This window comes from Pseudomonas sp. Irchel 3E19, from assembly GCF_900187585.1.
Taxonomy (GTDB): domain Bacteria; phylum Pseudomonadota; class Gammaproteobacteria; order Pseudomonadales; family Pseudomonadaceae; genus Aquipseudomonas; species Aquipseudomonas baetica.
In genome coordinates this window covers 14,277-29,855 of record NZ_FYDT01000003.1, presented here as the reverse complement: position 1 = coordinate 29,855, position 15,579 = coordinate 14,277, and the positions used below count along the sequence as shown (strand labels likewise).

The 15,579-nt window shown below is 59.8% G+C and carries 11 protein-coding genes and 2 tRNA genes; 9 read left to right on the top strand and 4 right to left on the bottom strand.

Features of this window, described 5'->3' with window-relative positions; all coding sequences use genetic code 11:
* The first annotated feature begins 117 nt into the window (after nucleotides 1-117).
* Nucleotides 118-2,052, top strand: a complete 1,935-nt coding sequence (locus CKW18_RS02660) for a methyl-accepting chemotaxis protein (protein WP_095187477.1) — start codon at nucleotides 118-120, stop codon at nucleotides 2,050-2,052.
* A gap of 90 nt (nucleotides 2,053-2,142) precedes the next feature.
* Here the strand turns inward: CKW18_RS02660 and CKW18_RS02655 are convergent, their stop codons facing one another.
* The 4 genes from CKW18_RS02655 to CKW18_RS02640 form a co-directional block, all read right to left on the bottom strand.
* Nucleotides 2,143-3,708 carry an iron ABC transporter permease gene (locus tag CKW18_RS02655; RefSeq protein ID WP_095187329.1) on the bottom strand — a complete coding sequence of 522 codons (1,566 nt, stop codon included), beginning with the start codon at nucleotides 3,706-3,708 and terminating at the stop codon, nucleotides 2,143-2,145.
* Nucleotides 3,708-4,718, bottom strand: a complete 1,011-nt coding sequence (locus CKW18_RS02650; RefSeq protein WP_095187328.1) for an iron ABC transporter substrate-binding protein — start codon at nucleotides 4,716-4,718, stop codon at nucleotides 3,708-3,710. The genes CKW18_RS02655 and CKW18_RS02650 overlap by 1 nt, the downstream gene beginning before the upstream one ends.
* A 187-nt stretch (nucleotides 4,719-4,905) precedes the next feature.
* Nucleotides 4,906-4,992, bottom strand: a tRNA-Leu gene (locus CKW18_RS02645).
* A 180-nt stretch (nucleotides 4,993-5,172) separates the two neighbouring features.
* A tRNA-Leu gene (locus CKW18_RS02640) sits at nucleotides 5,173-5,259 on the bottom strand.
* A gap of 225 nt (nucleotides 5,260-5,484) precedes the next feature.
* On the opposite strand from CKW18_RS02640, the gene rnr reads away from it, so the two are divergent.
* The 8 genes from rnr (at nucleotide 5,485) to CKW18_RS02600 (ending at nucleotide 15,287) form a co-directional block, all read left to right on the top strand.
* Nucleotides 5,485-8,115: a ribonuclease R gene (gene rnr / locus CKW18_RS02635; RefSeq protein WP_095187327.1), complete on the top strand. Its 2,631-nt coding sequence runs from the start codon at nucleotides 5,485-5,487 to the stop codon at nucleotides 8,113-8,115.
* Nucleotides 8,112-8,879, top strand: coding sequence for a 23S rRNA (guanosine(2251)-2'-O)-methyltransferase RlmB (gene rlmB / locus CKW18_RS02630; RefSeq protein WP_095187326.1), 768 nt, complete (start codon nucleotides 8,112-8,114; stop codon nucleotides 8,877-8,879). Before rnr ends, rlmB begins: the two co-directional genes overlap by 4 nt.
* 307 nt (nucleotides 8,880-9,186) lie before the next feature.
* A complete protein-coding gene (gene rpsF / locus CKW18_RS02625; protein ID WP_095187325.1) occupies nucleotides 9,187-9,609 on the top strand; it encodes a 30S ribosomal protein S6 in 423 nt (140 codons plus the stop codon).
* A 28-nt stretch (nucleotides 9,610-9,637) separates the two neighbouring features.
* Entirely contained in the window at nucleotides 9,638-9,868 is a 231-nt protein-coding gene (gene rpsR / locus CKW18_RS02620; RefSeq protein ID WP_002551829.1) for a 30S ribosomal protein S18, read from the top strand.
* 36 nt (nucleotides 9,869-9,904) lie between these two features.
* Complete coding sequence (locus CKW18_RS02615) at nucleotides 9,905-10,798, top strand: hypothetical protein (protein WP_095187324.1); 894 nt, start codon at nucleotides 9,905-9,907, stop codon at nucleotides 10,796-10,798.
* A 19-nt stretch (nucleotides 10,799-10,817) separates the two neighbouring features.
* Nucleotides 10,818-11,264 (top strand): 50S ribosomal protein L9, encoded by a 447-nt coding sequence (rplI, locus tag CKW18_RS02610; RefSeq protein WP_003186385.1) that lies wholly within the window; start codon nucleotides 10,818-10,820, stop codon nucleotides 11,262-11,264.
* Between the two features lie 121 nt (nucleotides 11,265-11,385).
* A complete protein-coding gene (gene dnaB, locus CKW18_RS02605; RefSeq protein ID WP_016983781.1) occupies nucleotides 11,386-12,783 on the top strand; it encodes a replicative DNA helicase in 1,398 nt (465 codons plus the stop codon).
* Nucleotides 12,784-12,974: 191 nt separating this feature from the next.
* Nucleotides 12,975-15,287: a YgiQ family radical SAM protein gene (locus CKW18_RS02600; RefSeq protein WP_095187323.1), complete on the top strand. Its 2,313-nt coding sequence runs from the start codon at nucleotides 12,975-12,977 to the stop codon at nucleotides 15,285-15,287.
* Nucleotides 15,288-15,579: the final 292 nt, after the last annotated feature.

The window sequence follows — 15,579 nt, the reverse complement described above, 5'->3', positions numbered from 1 at the left end:
AAGGCCCCTTAATCGGGGCCTTTGTCGTTTATGCCTGTTGGACGGCATGACCTTTGCTGTGAATCTGTCTACAAGAATGCCATCAAATTAATGGCGTCAGAAGTAGAGGGATTCATCGTGTCAGCCGTTCTCTCACTGTTACAAAGCCGTTTGTTGCGGCCCGTGTTCGTTACCCTTGGTATCGCCCTTTTGGTGCAGGTGCTGGTGGCGGTTGCTCTGACACGGAGCACGGTCACCGCGCTGGAAGCCGATTTGGCGGTGCGCCTGGGTGCCGACAGCCAGAAGCTCTCAGGCGAACTGGAGCAGGCCGGGCGTGAAGTCACGTCGAGCCTCGACGCCTTGTCCGCCAGCACCCGCCAGCGTCTGACGGCCGGTTTGTCCACGCGACTGAAGGACGAGCAGGCGCAACTGCGCGCGACACTGGAAAAGGGTCTGAAGGACTCGGCCAACGACATGGCCCAGTTGCTCGCCTCCGTTGCGCCCCGCGCCATGTGGGACAGCGATGTGCCCACCCTGTCGGAATTTGCCCGTCGCGCCCAGCGCAATCCCAATGTGTTGTTTGTGGTCTACGACGACGCCACCGGCCAGCACCTGACGCGCTATCTCAATCGCGAAAATCCGATCAACAAGGCCTTGCTGGAAAAGGGCCAGGGCGAGCGTGCGCTGGATAAAGTGCTGGATGCGGCGAAGAACGATCCATCGGTCTACTACCTCGAAGCCTCGATCAACCCGAATGGCGTGGAGATCGGCAAAGTGTTGATGGGCGTTTCCACTGCTTCGGTAGAAACTGACCTGGCGGCCCTCGACAAGCGCTTCTCGGCGCTGATCGCCAGCAGTGATCAACTGGTCGGCGACAGCCTCAAAGGCGCCGCAGCCGACAGTGCGACGGCGATGCGCGCGCGCCTGCAATCGGCGCAAACCACCGCCACCGAAATGAAAGCCAACACCGCCAGCACTGTGCAGGACGCCGCCGCGACCTTGCGCTGGCGGATCGGCATGGGTCTGGCGCTGGTCGGCTGCGGCGTGCTGCTGTTGCTCGCCGTTGTCCTCGGCCGTCGCGTGGTCAATCGTTTGAAGATGCTCAATGCTGCCATGGATGATCTGGCGGCGGGCGAGGGCGATCTGACCAAGCGCGTGCAGATCAACAGCAAGGACGAGATCGGCGACATGGCTGCGGCAGTCAATCGCTTTGTGGATAAGTTGCAGCCGATCGTGCGCGAGGCAGGTGATGTGGCTCAGCGTACCGGCGTGGAGATCGGCGCCATGACTTTGCGCAACGCCGGCGCCGATGCGGCGGCGGGGATGCAGCGGGATGAGGTGGCGGAAAGTCTGCGCGCGCTGTCGCAAATGGCTGACGAGGCACAATCAGAAAGTCATGCCATGCAAGCGGCGTTGAAACAGGTTGTGGATATCCGCCAGGCGACGGACGAAAACACCCGTACCTCGGCCAAGGTCGGCAGCTTGATCGAGGCGCTGGCCGGGCAGGTCGATACCGGGGCGAAAGTCATCGAGCGGCTGGCGCAGCAAAGCGAGCAGATTGAAGTGGTGTTGACGGTGATTCACGGGATCGCCGAGCAGACCAACCTGCTGGCACTCAATGCGGCCATCGAGGCGGCGCGGGCCGGTGAAACCGGGCGTGGGTTCGCAGTGGTAGCTGATGAGGTCCGGGCGCTGGCGAGCAAAACGCAAAGCTCTACCGGCGACATTCAGGCGCATATCGTTGCCTTGCAACAGGGTGCGCGTGAGGCGGTGGAGGCGATCGGTCAGGCCGGACGTCAGGCCAGCGAAGGTTTGCTGGTGCTGCGTGACAGCGCGCGGTTGCAGCAGTCAGTGCAGGCTTCGGTCGAGCAGGTGCATGCGGCGATTGGTCTGGCGACGCAGGCGGCGGCGCATCAGGCGCAAGGTGCGCAGGCGGTGCGTGGGCGGGTTGAAACGATTCATGCCCAGGCCGAGAAAGCGGCGCAGGCAGTGGTGGAAACCACGGCTAGCGGCAAGGTGCTGGATGGTTTGGCGGCGCAGTTGAAGGCGAGTCTGGGGCAGTTCCGGGCTTGATGTTGTTTTAGCAGGCCCCTTCGCGAGCAGGCTCGCTCCCACATTGGAATGCATTTCCCTGTGGGAGCGAGCCTGCTCGCGAAAGCTATTTCAGCGGCTCAGATACATCCGCGTCGTCAGCAAATAAACCGGTAGCCCGGATACCAAAATCAACAACGCCGCATAAGGCGCCGCTGCCGCGAACTCGACATTCGCCGTGTGCGCCCACACCTCGGTCGCCAAGGTATTTAGCCCTGTCGGACTCAGCAGCAGCGTCGCTGTCAGCTCCTTCATCGCATCCAGAAACACCAGCGCAAACGCTGCGCCCAGTGCCGGAAAGATGATCGGCAGCGTCACCCGGCAAAACGCCGTGAACGACGATGCGCCCAGCGTGCGTGCAGCCTCTTCCAGCTGCGGCGCAGCCTTGTTCAGCGCTGTGCGAATCGGTGCCTGCGCCAGCGGCAGAAACAGCAGCGCATAGGCGATCAGCAGCAGCCCGGACGTCTGATACAGCACCGGTACGTAATGCAGGGCGAAATACACCAGCGTCAGCGCAATCACCAGCCCCGGCAGCGCATGCAGCAGGTAAGGCAGGCGCTCGGCCCAGATCGCCAGTTGGCCTTTGTAACGCACCACCAACAGTCCGACCGGCACCGCCAGTATCAGGCACAACGCCGCGCCACCCAGCGACAACGCCAGCGACGACAACAAGGCTTCGGTAATCGCTGCAACCGGGAACGCCGCTGACGATCCTACCGCCAGCCAGTACGCCAGCATGCCCAGTGGAATACCGCTGCCGACAATCGCCAGCATCAGGCAATACAGTTGGCCTGCAGTGGCCCACGGCCCGAGACGAACCTGTTCAGCCTGGCGCGCCGCACCTTGCCCGGTGCGCACATGCCGGCCTTTGCCACGCACGCGCAGCTCCAGCCACAACAGCACCAGACATAGCGCCAGCAACACCGCAGAGAGCATCGCCGCATTGGCATTGCTAAACTCCAGTTCGAACTGCTGATAGATCGCCGTGGTGAAGGTTTGCAGGCCGATAATCGACAGTGCGCCGAACTCGACCAGCATGTGCAGGGCAATCAATAGCGATCCGGCAAGCAGTGACGGCCAGAGCAGCGGCAGGGTGACGCGAAAGAACACGCCCCAACGATTCTGCCCAAGCGTACGGGCAGACTCTTCCAGGGAAGGGTCGAGATTGCGCAGGGTCGCCGCAACCGGCAAAAAGATCAGCGGGTATTTTGACAGGCTCATCACCAGAATCGCCCCGCCGAGGCCTTCGAACTGCGCACTCAATGAAACCCAGGTGAAGCTGCTGACAAACGCCGGCACCGCGAACGGCAGGCACAAAATCACGCCCCACAGGCGTCGGCCGGGCAAATTGCTGCGCTCCAGCAACCAGGCCAGCGACAGGCCGATCACGCCGCAAGTGATGGTCACGCCGACCATCAATGCCAGGGTGTTACGCAGTAGCCCGAACACATACGGGCGCCACAGCAAGTGCAGCGCCTCGGCCCAGCCGGCCTGCCAGGCCTTCAGTCCGACATAGGCCAGCGGCAACAGGCTCATGACCACCAGCATTAAAACCGGCAGCACCAGCCAGATCGACGGCCGCTTGCGTCGTGGCACGTAACCCCCGCGCGCGGCGGGGGCGGTTAACGATGCGGCCATCAGTTCAAGCCAACTTCACGTTCCAGATCCAGCGCTTCTTCAGCATTGCCCAGATCGGCCGGGGTGACGTTTGGCGCTTGCAGCTCGCTGAACGGCTTGAGGCCACGATCCGATTGCATGCCGTTGTGCAGTGGGTATTCGGCGGTGGTCTGGGTGATTACGCGCTGACCTTCTTCGCTGGCCATAAAGGCGAGGAATTGCTGGGCTTCTTTAGGGTGTTTGCTGGATTTAAGTACGGCTGCGCTGGACACGGTGATCAAGCCGCCGACGTCGCCGCCGCTGAAGTAATGCAGTTTCGAATCCAGTTGGCCTTTTTCGCGCTGCAGGGCGAACCAGTAGTAGTTGTTCACCAGCACGGTCGCGACTTCGCCGTTTTCCACGGCTTTGAGCGCAACCATGTTGTTGCTGTAGGTTTTGCCGAAAGCGCGCAGGCCGGTCAGCCATTCTTCGGCGGCGTCGCGACCGTGCATCTTGATGATCGCCACGGCCTGCTCCTGGAACGCGCCGCTGGTTGGCACGAAGCCGACCTTGCCTTGCCATTGCGGATCGGAGAACTCCATCACCGATTTCGGCAGGTCTTTTTCATCGATCAGTTTCGGGTTGTAAGCGACCACGCGAACCCGCGCGGTGACGCCGATCCAGGTGCCATTACCTGCCACGTATTTTTTCGGCAGAACCGCCAGGGTGGCGTCATCCGCCTTGGCCAGCAGGCCTTGTTCGCCGAGTTTATTCAGCGGCGGAGATTCTTCGGTGTAAATCACGTCGGCAGGGGAGCGGTCGCCTTCTTCGACGATCTGGCTGGCGAGCTGATTGCTGCTACCTTTGCGAACGTTGACGTGAATACCGGTCTTGGCTTCGAAGGCTTTGGCGATCGCGTCGCCGACTTCCTTGTGTTGGCCGTTGTAGAGAGTCAGGGAAACCGCATCGGCAGCCTGGGTGAGGGGGGTGGCGAGTGCCAGGCCGAGGAGGGTGAAGGTCAGGCTTCGGCGCAGGGTATTTCGAAACGTCATTCGCAGGGTTCCTCACTGTCGCATTGCAAAAACTTGCAACAATGATAAACGATATTGTTTCTCAAGTGCGCCTTGCGGGGCGAGGCAGGGTCTGGTACGGCGGTCGATGTTTTTCGGATGCCAGAAACGCAAAAACCCGCTTTCGCGGGTTTCTGTGAAATACAAGGTCGTGACCTTGCATTTGAATTGGTGCCCAGAAGAAGACTCGAACTTCCACGACCGTAAGGTCACCAGCACCTGAAGCTGGCGTGTCTACCAATTTCACCATCTGGGCAATCATCGCAAGCGTTGCCGCTGTTGATGTGGCGCACTATACGGAGCGCTTTTTGATCTGTAAACCCCTGATTTAATTTTAATAAATCGGTTTTAACAAATGCGTTCCTTAGAATGCAAAAAACCCGCTTTCGCGGGTTTTGTGTGAGTCTTGAAACTGATCTAGTCTCAAACTCGAAATTGGTGCCCAGAAGAAGACTCGAACTTCCACGACCGTAAGGTCACCAGCACCTGAAGCTGGCGTGTCTACCAATTTCACCATCTGGGCAGTATCGGCAGCGCTTGTGCGTCGTCGATGGCGCGCACTATACGGAGCACCTTTTTAACTGTAAACCCCTGCTGCGATTTTTTTTGAGTTTTTTTTACCCGCGGTGCTCAAAAGCCCTGCAAAGCGTCGATACAAGGCTTTAGATGGGCCTTGATAGTCTGAAATTTCCCGTTTGATGGCGCCTATGCCAAACTAACCGTATATAGACAAGGTGAAAACTCTCTAATGGCCGATTGGCAGTCCCTCGATCCCGAGGCCGCTCGTGAAGCGGAAAAATACGAAAACCCTATTCCTAGCCGCGAACTGATCCTAGCGCATCTCGCCGATCGGGGTTCGCCTGCTGCCCGTGAGCAACTGGTCGAAGAGTTTGGTCTGACCACTGAAGACCAGATCGAAGCCCTGCGCCGCCGCCTGCGCGCCATGGAGCGCGACGCTCAACTGATCTACACCCGTCGTGGTACATATGCCCCGGTGGATAAGCTCGACCTGATCCTCGGCCGCATCAGCGGTCACCGTGACGGCTTCGGCTTCCTGGTGCCGGACGACGGCAGCGATGACCTGTTCATGAGCCCGGCGCAAATGCGTCTGGTGTTCGACGGTGACCGTGCGCTGGCCCGAGTTTCCGGTCTCGACCGTCGTGGTCGCCGTGAAGGCGTGATCGTTGAAGTGGTGTCCCGTGCCCACGAAACCATCGTCGGTCGCTACTTTGAAGAAGGCGGTATCGGCTTCGTCGTTGCGGATAACCCGAAGATTCAGCAAGAAGTGCTGGTCACTCCGGGCCGCAACGCCAACGCCCAGATCGGTCAGTTCGTCGAGGTGAAAATCACCCACTGGCCGACACCGCGCTTCCAGCCGCAAGGCGACGTGGTCGAAGTGGTCGGCAACTACATGGCGCCGGGCATGGAAATCGATGTCGCGCTGCGTACTTACGACATTCCGCACGTCTGGCCTGAAGCCGTGCTGAAAGAAGCTGCCAAGCTCAAGCCGGAAGTCGAAGAGAAAGACAAGGAAAAGCGCGTCGATCTGCGCCATCTGCCGTTCGTCACCATCGACGGCGAAGATGCCCGCGACTTCGACGATGCGGTTTATTGCGAAGCCAAGCCGGGCAAGCTGCGCCTGTTCTCCGGCGGCTGGAAGTTGTACGTGGCGATTGCCGACGTTTCCAGCTACGTGAAGATTGGTTCGGCGCTGGACAACGAAGCCCAAGTGCGCGGCAACTCGGTGTACTTCCCTGAGCGCGTCGTGCCGATGCTGCCTGAGCAACTGTCCAACGGCCTGTGCTCGCTGAACCCGCACGTCGATCGTCTGGCCATGGTTTGCGAGATGACCATCTCCAAGTCCGGCGAAATGACCGACTACTGCTTCTATGAAGCGGTTATCCACTCCCACGCCCGTCTGACCTATAACAAGGTCAGTGCGATGCTGGAGACGCCGAAGGTCGCCGAAGCACGCAAACTGCGTGGCGAATACACCGACGTCGTGCCGCATCTCAAGCAGCTTTATTCGCTGTACAAAGTGCTGCTGGCCGCTCGTCACGTGCGTGGCGCGATCGATTTTGAAACGCAGGAAACCCGGATCATCTTCGGCTCCGAGCGCAAGATTGCCGAAATCCGCCCGACCATCCGTAACGATGCGCACAAGCTGATCGAGGAATGCATGCTGGCGGCCAACGTGGCCACTGCCGAATTCCTGAAAAAACACGAAATCCCTGCGCTGTACCGCGTTCACGCCGGTCCGCCGCCGGAGCGCCTGGAAAAACTGCGTGCCTTCCTTGGCGAGCTCGGCCTGTCCCTGCACAAAGGCAAGGACGGCCCGTCGCCGAAGGACTATCAGGCCCTGCTGGCAAGCATCAAGGATCGTCCGGATTTCCACCTGATTCAGACCGTGATGCTGCGTTCGTTGAGCCAGGCGGTGTACAGCGCTGAAAACGATGGCCACTTCGGTCTGAATTACGAAGCCTATACCCACTTCACTTCGCCGATCCGTCGTTACCCGGACTTGCTCACGCACCGCGCTATCCGCAGCGTGATCCATTCGAAACAGGACACCCCGCACGTTCGCCGTGCCGGTGCGATGACCATTCCGAAGGCGCGCATCTATCCGTACGACGAAGCGGCCCTGGAGCAGCTCGGCGAGCAGTGCTCGATGAGCGAGCGTCGTGCCGACGAGGCGACCCGCGACGTAGTGAACTGGCTCAAGTGCGAGTTCATGAAAGATCGCGTGGGCGAGTCGTTCCCCGGCGTGATCACCGCCGTGACCGGTTTCGGCCTGTTCGTCGAGCTGACTGATATCTACGTCGAAGGTCTGGTGCACGTTACTGCGTTGCCGGGCGACTACTACCACTTCGATCCCGTGCATCACCGCTTGGCGGGCGAACGCACCGGTCGTAGCTTCCGTCTCGGCGATACCGTTGAAGTGCGCGTCATGCGCGTTGACCTCGACGAGCGCAAGATTGACTTCGAGATGGCGGAAAAAACCATCAGCGCGCCGATCGGTCGCAAAAAACGCGGTACCGAAACCGCCGCTCCACCGGCCAAGGCTTCGGAAGAAAAGGCTCCGGCAAAAACCGCCAGCCGTCGTCCGGCCAAAGAGAAGGCTGCAGAAGCCTATCGCCCGAGCGATGCCGTGGCGAAAAACGCCGAGCTGCGCAAAAGCCGTGAAATGAAGAAAGCGCTGCTTTCCGACGCTAAAAACGGTGGTAAAGCGGCGTCCGGGGGAAAGACCGGACGGTCGGCGCCTGAAAATGCGACCGGCGGCAAGCCAGCCAAACCGAGCAAACACCGTAAAGGCCCGCCGAAAGCGGGTTCTACTCCAGCCAAAAGTGGCGGGGCGCGTAAACCGAAGGCGAAGTCATGAGTCAGTTGGAAAAAATCTACGGCGTTCACGCGGTAGAAGCGTTGCTGCGTCACCACCCCAAGCGCGTCAAGCAGATCTGGCTGGCTGAAAGCCGCAACGATCCGCGCGTGCAGACCCTGATCGAGCTGGCCAACGAGAATCGTGTCCAGGTCGGTCAGGCCGAGCGCCGTGAAATGGACGCCTGGGTTGAGGGCGTGCACCAGGGCGTGGTCGCGGACGTGAGTCCGAGCCAGGTCTGGGGCGAAGCGATGCTCGACGAGCTGCTTGATCGCACCGAAGGCGCGCCGCTGTTGCTGGTGCTCGACGGCGTGACCGATCCGCATAACCTCGGCGCCTGCCTGCGTTCGGCGGATGCTGCCGGTGCGCTGGCGGTGATCGTGCCGAAGGACAAGTCGGCGACCCTGACACCTGTGGTACGTAAAGTCGCCTGCGGCGCGGCTGAAGTGATTCCGCTGGTGGCCGTGACCAACCTTGCGCGCACCCTGGAAAAGCTTCAGCAGCGCGGTCTGTGGGTTGTCGGTACGGCGGGTGAGGCCGAGGTCAGCATTTATGACCAGGACCTGACTGGCCCGACCATCCTGATCATGGGTGCCGAAGGTAAAGGCATGCGTCGCCTGACCCGCGAGCACTGCGACTATCTGGTGAACCTGCCGATGGCCGGTAGTGTCAGCAGTCTTAACGTGTCCGTGGCGACGGGCGTGTGCCTGTTCGAAGCACAGCGTCAGCGCGGTGCGAAAGCCAAGGCTGCCGCGAAGAAGTCCTGAGTCGAACACGGTGCAAATGTGGGAGCGAGCCTGCTCGCGAAAGGGGAGTGTCAGTCGACGTAAATGTTGCCTGACAGACCGCATTCGCGAGCAAGCCCGCTCCCACAGTGTTTTGTGGGAAGGCGAAGATTGGTGATTGTTCAAATAATCACCAATTGCCTTGCGCCTCTTCAGTCCCTTCTCTACAATTGCGCCCCTTGCTGTGACGGCAGGCACGCATGTGCCCCGCGCCGGCAAGTCCATAAGTGTCATTCACTCCTTGTCTGACCGTTTTTGAGCGGCAGGCTACAACCCGTAAGGAGCATTCATGCGTCATTACGAAATCATCTTTTTGGTCCACCCGGATCAAAGCGAGCAAGTCGGCGGCATGGTTGAGCGTTACACCAAGCTGATCGAAGAAGACGGCGGCAAAATCCACCGTCTGGAAGATTGGGGCCGTCGTCAACTGGCCTACGCAATCAACAATGTTCACAAGGCTCACTACGTGATGCTGAACGTTGAGTGCACTGGCAAGGCCCTGGCCGAGCTGGAAGACAACTTCCGCTACAACGATGCAGTGATCCGTAACCTGGTCATCCGTCGCGAAGAAGCCGTTACCGGCCAATCCGAGATGCTCAAGGCTGAAGAAAACCGCAGTGAGCGCCGTGAGCGTCGCGACCGTCCTGAGCACGAAGGCGCTGAAGGCGCTGATAGTGATGACAGCGACAACAGCGATAACGCTGACGAGTAATCCACGGACCTTTTAAGGAGCCTATCAAATGGCACGTTTCTTCCGTCGTCGTAAATTCTGCCGCTTCACCGCTGAAGACGTGAAAGAGATCGATTACAAAGATCTCAACACTCTGAAAGCCTACGTATCCGAGACCGGCAAAATCGTTCCAAGCCGTATCACTGGTACCAAAGCTCGTTATCAGCGTCAGCTGGCCACCGCTATCAAGCGCGCCCGCTTCCTGGCCCTGCTGGCCTACACCGACAGCCACGGCCGCTGAGACCGGGCAGTCGACAAGTAGCAAAGGATTGAATGCATGCGTGCCTTAGCTGAGTTCATCATGCGAGGCCGTATGCAGGCCACTCTCGTGGTGGCCGGATGTGCAACATTGCCGTTGCTGTATTGGTTGGGTGCTGCCGCCGGGAGCCTTGTGCTTCTGCGGCGCGGATTGACGGACGCCCTTGGCGTTCTGTCCCTGGGGCTGCTGCCGGCATTGATCTGGTGGCTGTATGCCGATGACCCACGGGCACTTCTGGTGCTGCTGGGGTCTTCGGGGCTTGCGTTGGTTTTGCGCGCAAGTGAATCCTGGGTCCGCACGCTGCTGGTCAGCGTAGCAATAGGCGTGGTGTTTTCAGTGGTGCTCGGGGCGGCGTTTGCGGCCCAGATCGAGATGCTCGCGCAGGCCCTTATAAAGGTCATGCCCGCGCTTCTCGGTGAGACCTACAAGCAATTGTCGGTCGATGAGCAAGCGCGTTTCGCGTCCCTGATTGCACCCGTCCTGACCGGACTGATTGCGGCTTTGTTGCAGATCGTCAGCGTGCTGAGCCTGATTGTCGGGCGTCATTGGCAGGCGTTGTTGTACAACCCGGGTGGTTTTGGTCGCGAGTTTCGCGCCATCCGGATCCCGCTGGGGCCGGCGATGTTACTGCTGGCGTTGATGCTTCTGGGCCCGAATCTCGGTGCACAGATGGCCATGTTGACGCCGTTGTGCAGTGTACCGCTGGTGTTCGCCGGACTGGCCCTGATTCATGGGCTGGTCGGGCAGAAGCGACTGGCCGGTTTCTGGCTGGTGGGGTTGTACGTAACGCTGTTGCTGTTCATGCAGCTGATCTATCCGTTGCTCGTGGTTCTGGCCATTGTCGACAGCCTGATTGATTTTCGCGGTCGTCACGTGTCGAAAGACACCGACAGCGCGAACGGTGAAGGTTAAAAGTTAAGAGGATTTCCACATGCAACTGATCCTTCTGGAAAAAATCGCCAACCTGGGCAACCTGGGCGACAAAGTAAACGTTAAGGCCGGTTACGGCCGTAACTACCTGCTGCCTTTCGGCAAAGCTACCGCTGCGACCGCTGCCAACCTGGCTGCGTTCGAAGAGCGTCGTGCTGAGCTGGAAAAAGCCGCTGCAGACCGTAAAGCATCGGCTGAAAGCCGTGCTGCCCAACTGGCCGAGCTGGAAGTGACCATCACTGCCACCGCTGGCGACGAAGGCAAGCTGTTCGGTTCGATCGGTACTCACGACATCGCTGACGCACTGACCGCCTCCGGCGTTGAAGTGGCGAAGAGCGAAGTTCGTCTGCCGAACGGCACCATCCGCAACGTAGGCGAATTCGACGTAGCTGTGCACCTGCACGCCGAAGTTGAAGCCACCGTACGCGTTGTCGTGGTAGCAGCTTAAGCAACACCAGATCGGCTGGCGGCTTGTCCGTCAGACGGTTAACATCGGGCACGATCCTGTTTACAGGTCGTGCCCTTTGTCTTTCTGCAATCCCTGCTTTTACTAAACAACACAAGTGGCCATGAACGATATCTCCGCTCCCGAGCAATACGATCTGCAAACCGCCGCCCTGAAGGTGCCGCCGCATTCCATCGAGGCCGAACAGGCTGTACTCGGTGGTCTGATGCTGGACAACAACGCCTGGGAACGCGTGCTCGATCAAGTCTCCGACGGCGATTTCTATCGACATGACCACCGTCTGATTTTCCGTGCGATCGCCAAACTGGCCGATCAGAACTCGCCGATCGACGTCGTGACCCTTGCCGAGCAATTGGACAAGGAAGGTCAGACGTCCCAGGTCGGCGGCCTCGGTTATCTCGGTGAACTGGCGAAAAACACGCCGTCCGTCGCCAACATCAAGGCCTATGCGCAGATCGTCCGTGAGCGGGCAACCCTGCGCCAACTGATCGGCATCAGCACCGAAATTGCCGACAGCGCCTTCAACCCCGAAGGCCGCACTGCCGCCGAGATTCTTGACGAAGCGGAACGTCAGATCTTCCAGATCGCCGAGGCCCGGCCTAAAACCGGCGGCCCGGTCGGCGTCAACGATTTGCTGACCAAAGCCATCGACCGCATCGACACCTTGTTCAACACCGACAACGCCATCACTGGCCTGTCCACCGGTTATACCGACCTCGACGAGAAGACCAGCGGCCTGCAACCGTCCGACTTGATCATTGTCGCCGGCCGTCCGTCGATGGGTAAAACCACCTTCGCAATGAACCTGGTGGAGAACGCTGTGTTGCGCAGCGAGAAGGCAGTGCTGGTGTACTCCCTCGAGATGCCAGGCGAATCGCTGATCATGCGTATGCTGTCCTCGCTGGGCCGCATCGACCAGACCAAGGTGCGTTCTGGCCAACTGGAAGACGACGACTGGCCACGCCTTACGTCGGCGGTCAACCTGCTCAATGACCGCAAGCTGTTCATCGACGATACAGCGGGCATCAGCCCGTCGGAGATGCGTGCCCGGACTCGACGTCTGGTGCGTGAGCACGGTGACGTCGGCCTGATCATGATCGACTACCTGCAACTGATGCAGATCCCGGGTTCGAGCGGTGACAACCGCACTAACGAAATTTCCGAGATTTCGCGATCCCTGAAAGCCCTGGCCAAGGAATTCAACTGCCCGGTGGTTGCCCTGTCGCAGCTCAACCGTTCCCTGGAGCAGCGCCCGAACAAACGCCCGGTGAACTCCGACTTGCGCGAATCCGGAGCGATCGAGCAGGACGCCGACGTCATCATGTTCGTGTACCGGGACGAGGTGTATCACCCGGAAACCGAGCACAAAGGCATCGCCGAAATCATCATTGGCAAGCAGCGGAACGGCCCGATCGGCTTTATCCGCCTGGCCTTCATCGGCAAGTACACCCGTTTCGAAAACCTTGCGCCGGGCAGTTACAACTTCGACGACGATGAATAATTTTCTCATCGTCTGAGCTGACGCCTTCGCGAGCAGGCTCGCTCCCACTCTGGAATGCGTTCCTTTGTGGGAGCGAGCCTGCTCGCGAATGGGCGTGGCGCAATTTCCGACCATAGCCGTCGGAATTGGTCAAAATTTGTGCTATATTCCGCGGCCGCGAAATTCAATGAAAGCCAACACCGGTTATCGACATGCAAGCAGCCAAGCCGTTATTTGACTATCCAAAGTACTGGGCCGAATGTTTCGGGCCAGCGCCATTCCTGCCGATGAGCAGGGAGGAGATGGATCAGCTCGGCTGGGATTCCTGCGACATCATCATCGTTACCGGTGATGCCTACGTCGATCACCCGTCGTTCGGTATGGCGATCATCGGCCGGCTGCTGGAGTCCCAGGGCTTCCGCGTCGGGATCATTGCCCAGCCAAACTGGCAGTCCAAAGACGACTTCATGAAGCTCGGCGAGCCGAACCTGTTTTTCGGCGTCGCGGCCGGCAACATGGACTCGATGATCAACCGCTACACCGCCGACAAGAAAATCCGTTCCGACGACGCCTACACGCCCGGCGGCATGGCCGGCAAGCGTCCGGATCGCGCGAGCCTGGTTTACAGCCAGCGTTGCAAGGAAGCCTACAAGCACGTGCCGATCGTGCTTGGCGGCATCGAAGCCTCCCTGCGCCGCATTGCGCACTACGATTACTGGCAGGATCGCGTGCGTAACTCGATCCTGATCGACGCCAGCGCTGACATTCTGCTGTACGGCAACGCCGAGCGAGCGATTGTCGAGGTGGCTCAGCGTCTGTCTTATGGCCACAAGATCGAAGACATCACCGATGTGCGCGGCACCGCGTTCATTCGTCGCGATACGCCGAAAGACTGGTATGAAGTCGACTCGACGCGTATCGACCGTCCGGGCAAGGTCGACAAGATCATCAACCCGTACGTGAATACCCAGGACACCCAGGCCTGCGCCATCGAGCAGGAAAAGGGTCCGGTCGAAGATCCGCAGGAAGCCAAGGTCGTGCAGATCCTGGCCAGCCCGCGCATGACCCGCGACAAGACCGTGATTCGTCTGCCGTCGGTTGAAAAGGTCCGTGGCGACGCCGTTCTGTATGCCCACGCCAACCGCGTGCTGCACCTGGAAACCAACCCGGGCAACGCCCGTGCGCTGGTGCAGAAGCATGGCGAAGTCGACGTCTGGTTCAACCCGCCGCCGATTCCGATGACCACTGAAGAAATGGACTACGTGTTCGGGATGCCTTACGCACGTGTTCCGCATCCTGCGTACGGCAAGGAAAAGATCCCGGCCTACGACATGATCCGTTTCTCGGTGAACATCATGCGTGGCTGCTTCGGTGGCTGCACCTTCTGCTCGATCACCGAGCACGAAGGCCGGATCATCCAGAACCGTTCCGAAGAGTCGATCATTCGCGAAATCGAAGAGATCCGCGACAAGGTCCCAGGCTTTACCGGGGTCATTTCCGACCTCGGCGGCCCGACCGCGAACATGTACCGCATCGCCTGCAAAACGCCGGAAATCGAATCCGCGTGCCGCAAGCCGTCCTGCGTATTCCCGGGCATCTGCCCGAACCTGAACACCGACCACTCGTCGCTGATTCAGCTGTACCGCAGCGCCCGTGCATTGCCGGGTGTGAAGAAAATCCTGATTGCCTCCGGCCTGCGTTACGACCTCGCGGTCGAGTCGCCGGAGTACGTCAAAGAGCTGGTGACCCACCACGTTGGCGGTTACCTGAAGATCGCCCCGGAACACACCGAGGAAGGTCCGCTCAACCAGATGATGAAACCGGGCATTGGCAGCTATGACAAGTTCAAGCGCATGTTCGAGAAGTACACCAAGGAAGCGGGCAAAGAGCAGTACCTGATTCCGTACTTCATCGCCGCGCACCCGGGCACCACCGACGAAGACATGATGAACCTGGCCCTGTGGCTCAAGGGCAATGGCTTCCGCGCCGACCAGGTGCAGGCGTTCTACCCGTCGCCGATGGCCACCGCCACCGCGATGTACCACTCGGGCAAGAACCCGCTGCGCAAGGTCACTTACAAGAGTGACGGCGTGACCATCGTCAAGAGCGAGGAGCAGCGTCGTCTGCACAAGGCGTTCCTGCGTTACCACGACCCGAAAGGCTGGCCGATGCTGCGTGAAGCGTTGATCCGCATGGGCCGTGGCGACCTGATCGGGCCGGGCAAGGATCAACTGATTCCGCTGCATCAGCCGTCCACCGACAGCTACCAGAGCGCCCGTCGCAAGAACTCGACGCCGGCTGGCAGCCATAAAGTGGCGAAAGAAGGCAAAGAGAAGACCACCAAGATCCTCACCCAGCACACCGGTCTGCCGCCGCGTGCCAGTGATGGCGGTAATCCGTGGGACAAGCGTGAGCAGGCCAAGGCAGCAGCGTTCGCCCGCAACCAGCAGGCCGCCAAGGAGCGCAAAGACGCGGCCAAGGGCAAGGGGCCGAAGCCGGCGCGCAAACCGGTGGTGCCACGCTAAGCCGTTTTCAGCTCAACAGAACGCCAACCTTCGGGTTGGCGTTCTGCATTTCAGGGCTCAAGGAAATGTGGTGAGGCTACTGACGCCTTCGCGAGCAAGCCCGCTCCCACATTTGATCGGCGGTGATTCGCCTATTGGTGTCTAGCTCGAACCCCCTGTGGGAGCGGGCTTGCTCGCGAAGAGGCCAGTTCAGACACTCCACCTACAACTGCCCGCCACATTTAGGCGCAACTTCGCGAAAGCATTTCCCCGCATCGCCCGATTTTGGTGCTGTACTGCCCTGAGCATTCCG

Coding starts and splice junctions, on each gene's coding strand:
- CKW18_RS02655 (WP_095187329.1), bottom strand. CDS start 3,708: ATGGCCGCATCGTTAACCGCCCCCGCCGCGCGCGGGGGTTACGTGCCA.
- CKW18_RS02650 (WP_095187328.1), bottom strand. CDS start 4,718: ATGACGTTTCGAAATACCCTGCGCCGAAGCCTGACCTTCACCCTCCTC.
- rnr (WP_095187327.1), top strand. CDS start 5,485: ATGGCCGATTGGCAGTCCCTCGATCCCGAGGCCGCTCGTGAAGCGGAA.
- rlmB (WP_095187326.1), top strand. CDS start 8,112: ATGAGTCAGTTGGAAAAAATCTACGGCGTTCACGCGGTAGAAGCGTTG.
- rpsF (WP_095187325.1), top strand. CDS start 9,187: ATGCGTCATTACGAAATCATCTTTTTGGTCCACCCGGATCAAAGCGAG.
- rpsR (WP_002551829.1), top strand. CDS start 9,638: ATGGCACGTTTCTTCCGTCGTCGTAAATTCTGCCGCTTCACCGCTGAA.
- CKW18_RS02615 (WP_095187324.1), top strand. CDS start 9,905: ATGCGTGCCTTAGCTGAGTTCATCATGCGAGGCCGTATGCAGGCCACT.
- rplI (WP_003186385.1), top strand. CDS start 10,818: ATGCAACTGATCCTTCTGGAAAAAATCGCCAACCTGGGCAACCTGGGC.
- dnaB (WP_016983781.1), top strand. CDS start 11,386: ATGAACGATATCTCCGCTCCCGAGCAATACGATCTGCAAACCGCCGCC.
- CKW18_RS02600 (WP_095187323.1), top strand. CDS start 12,975: ATGCAAGCAGCCAAGCCGTTATTTGACTATCCAAAGTACTGGGCCGAA.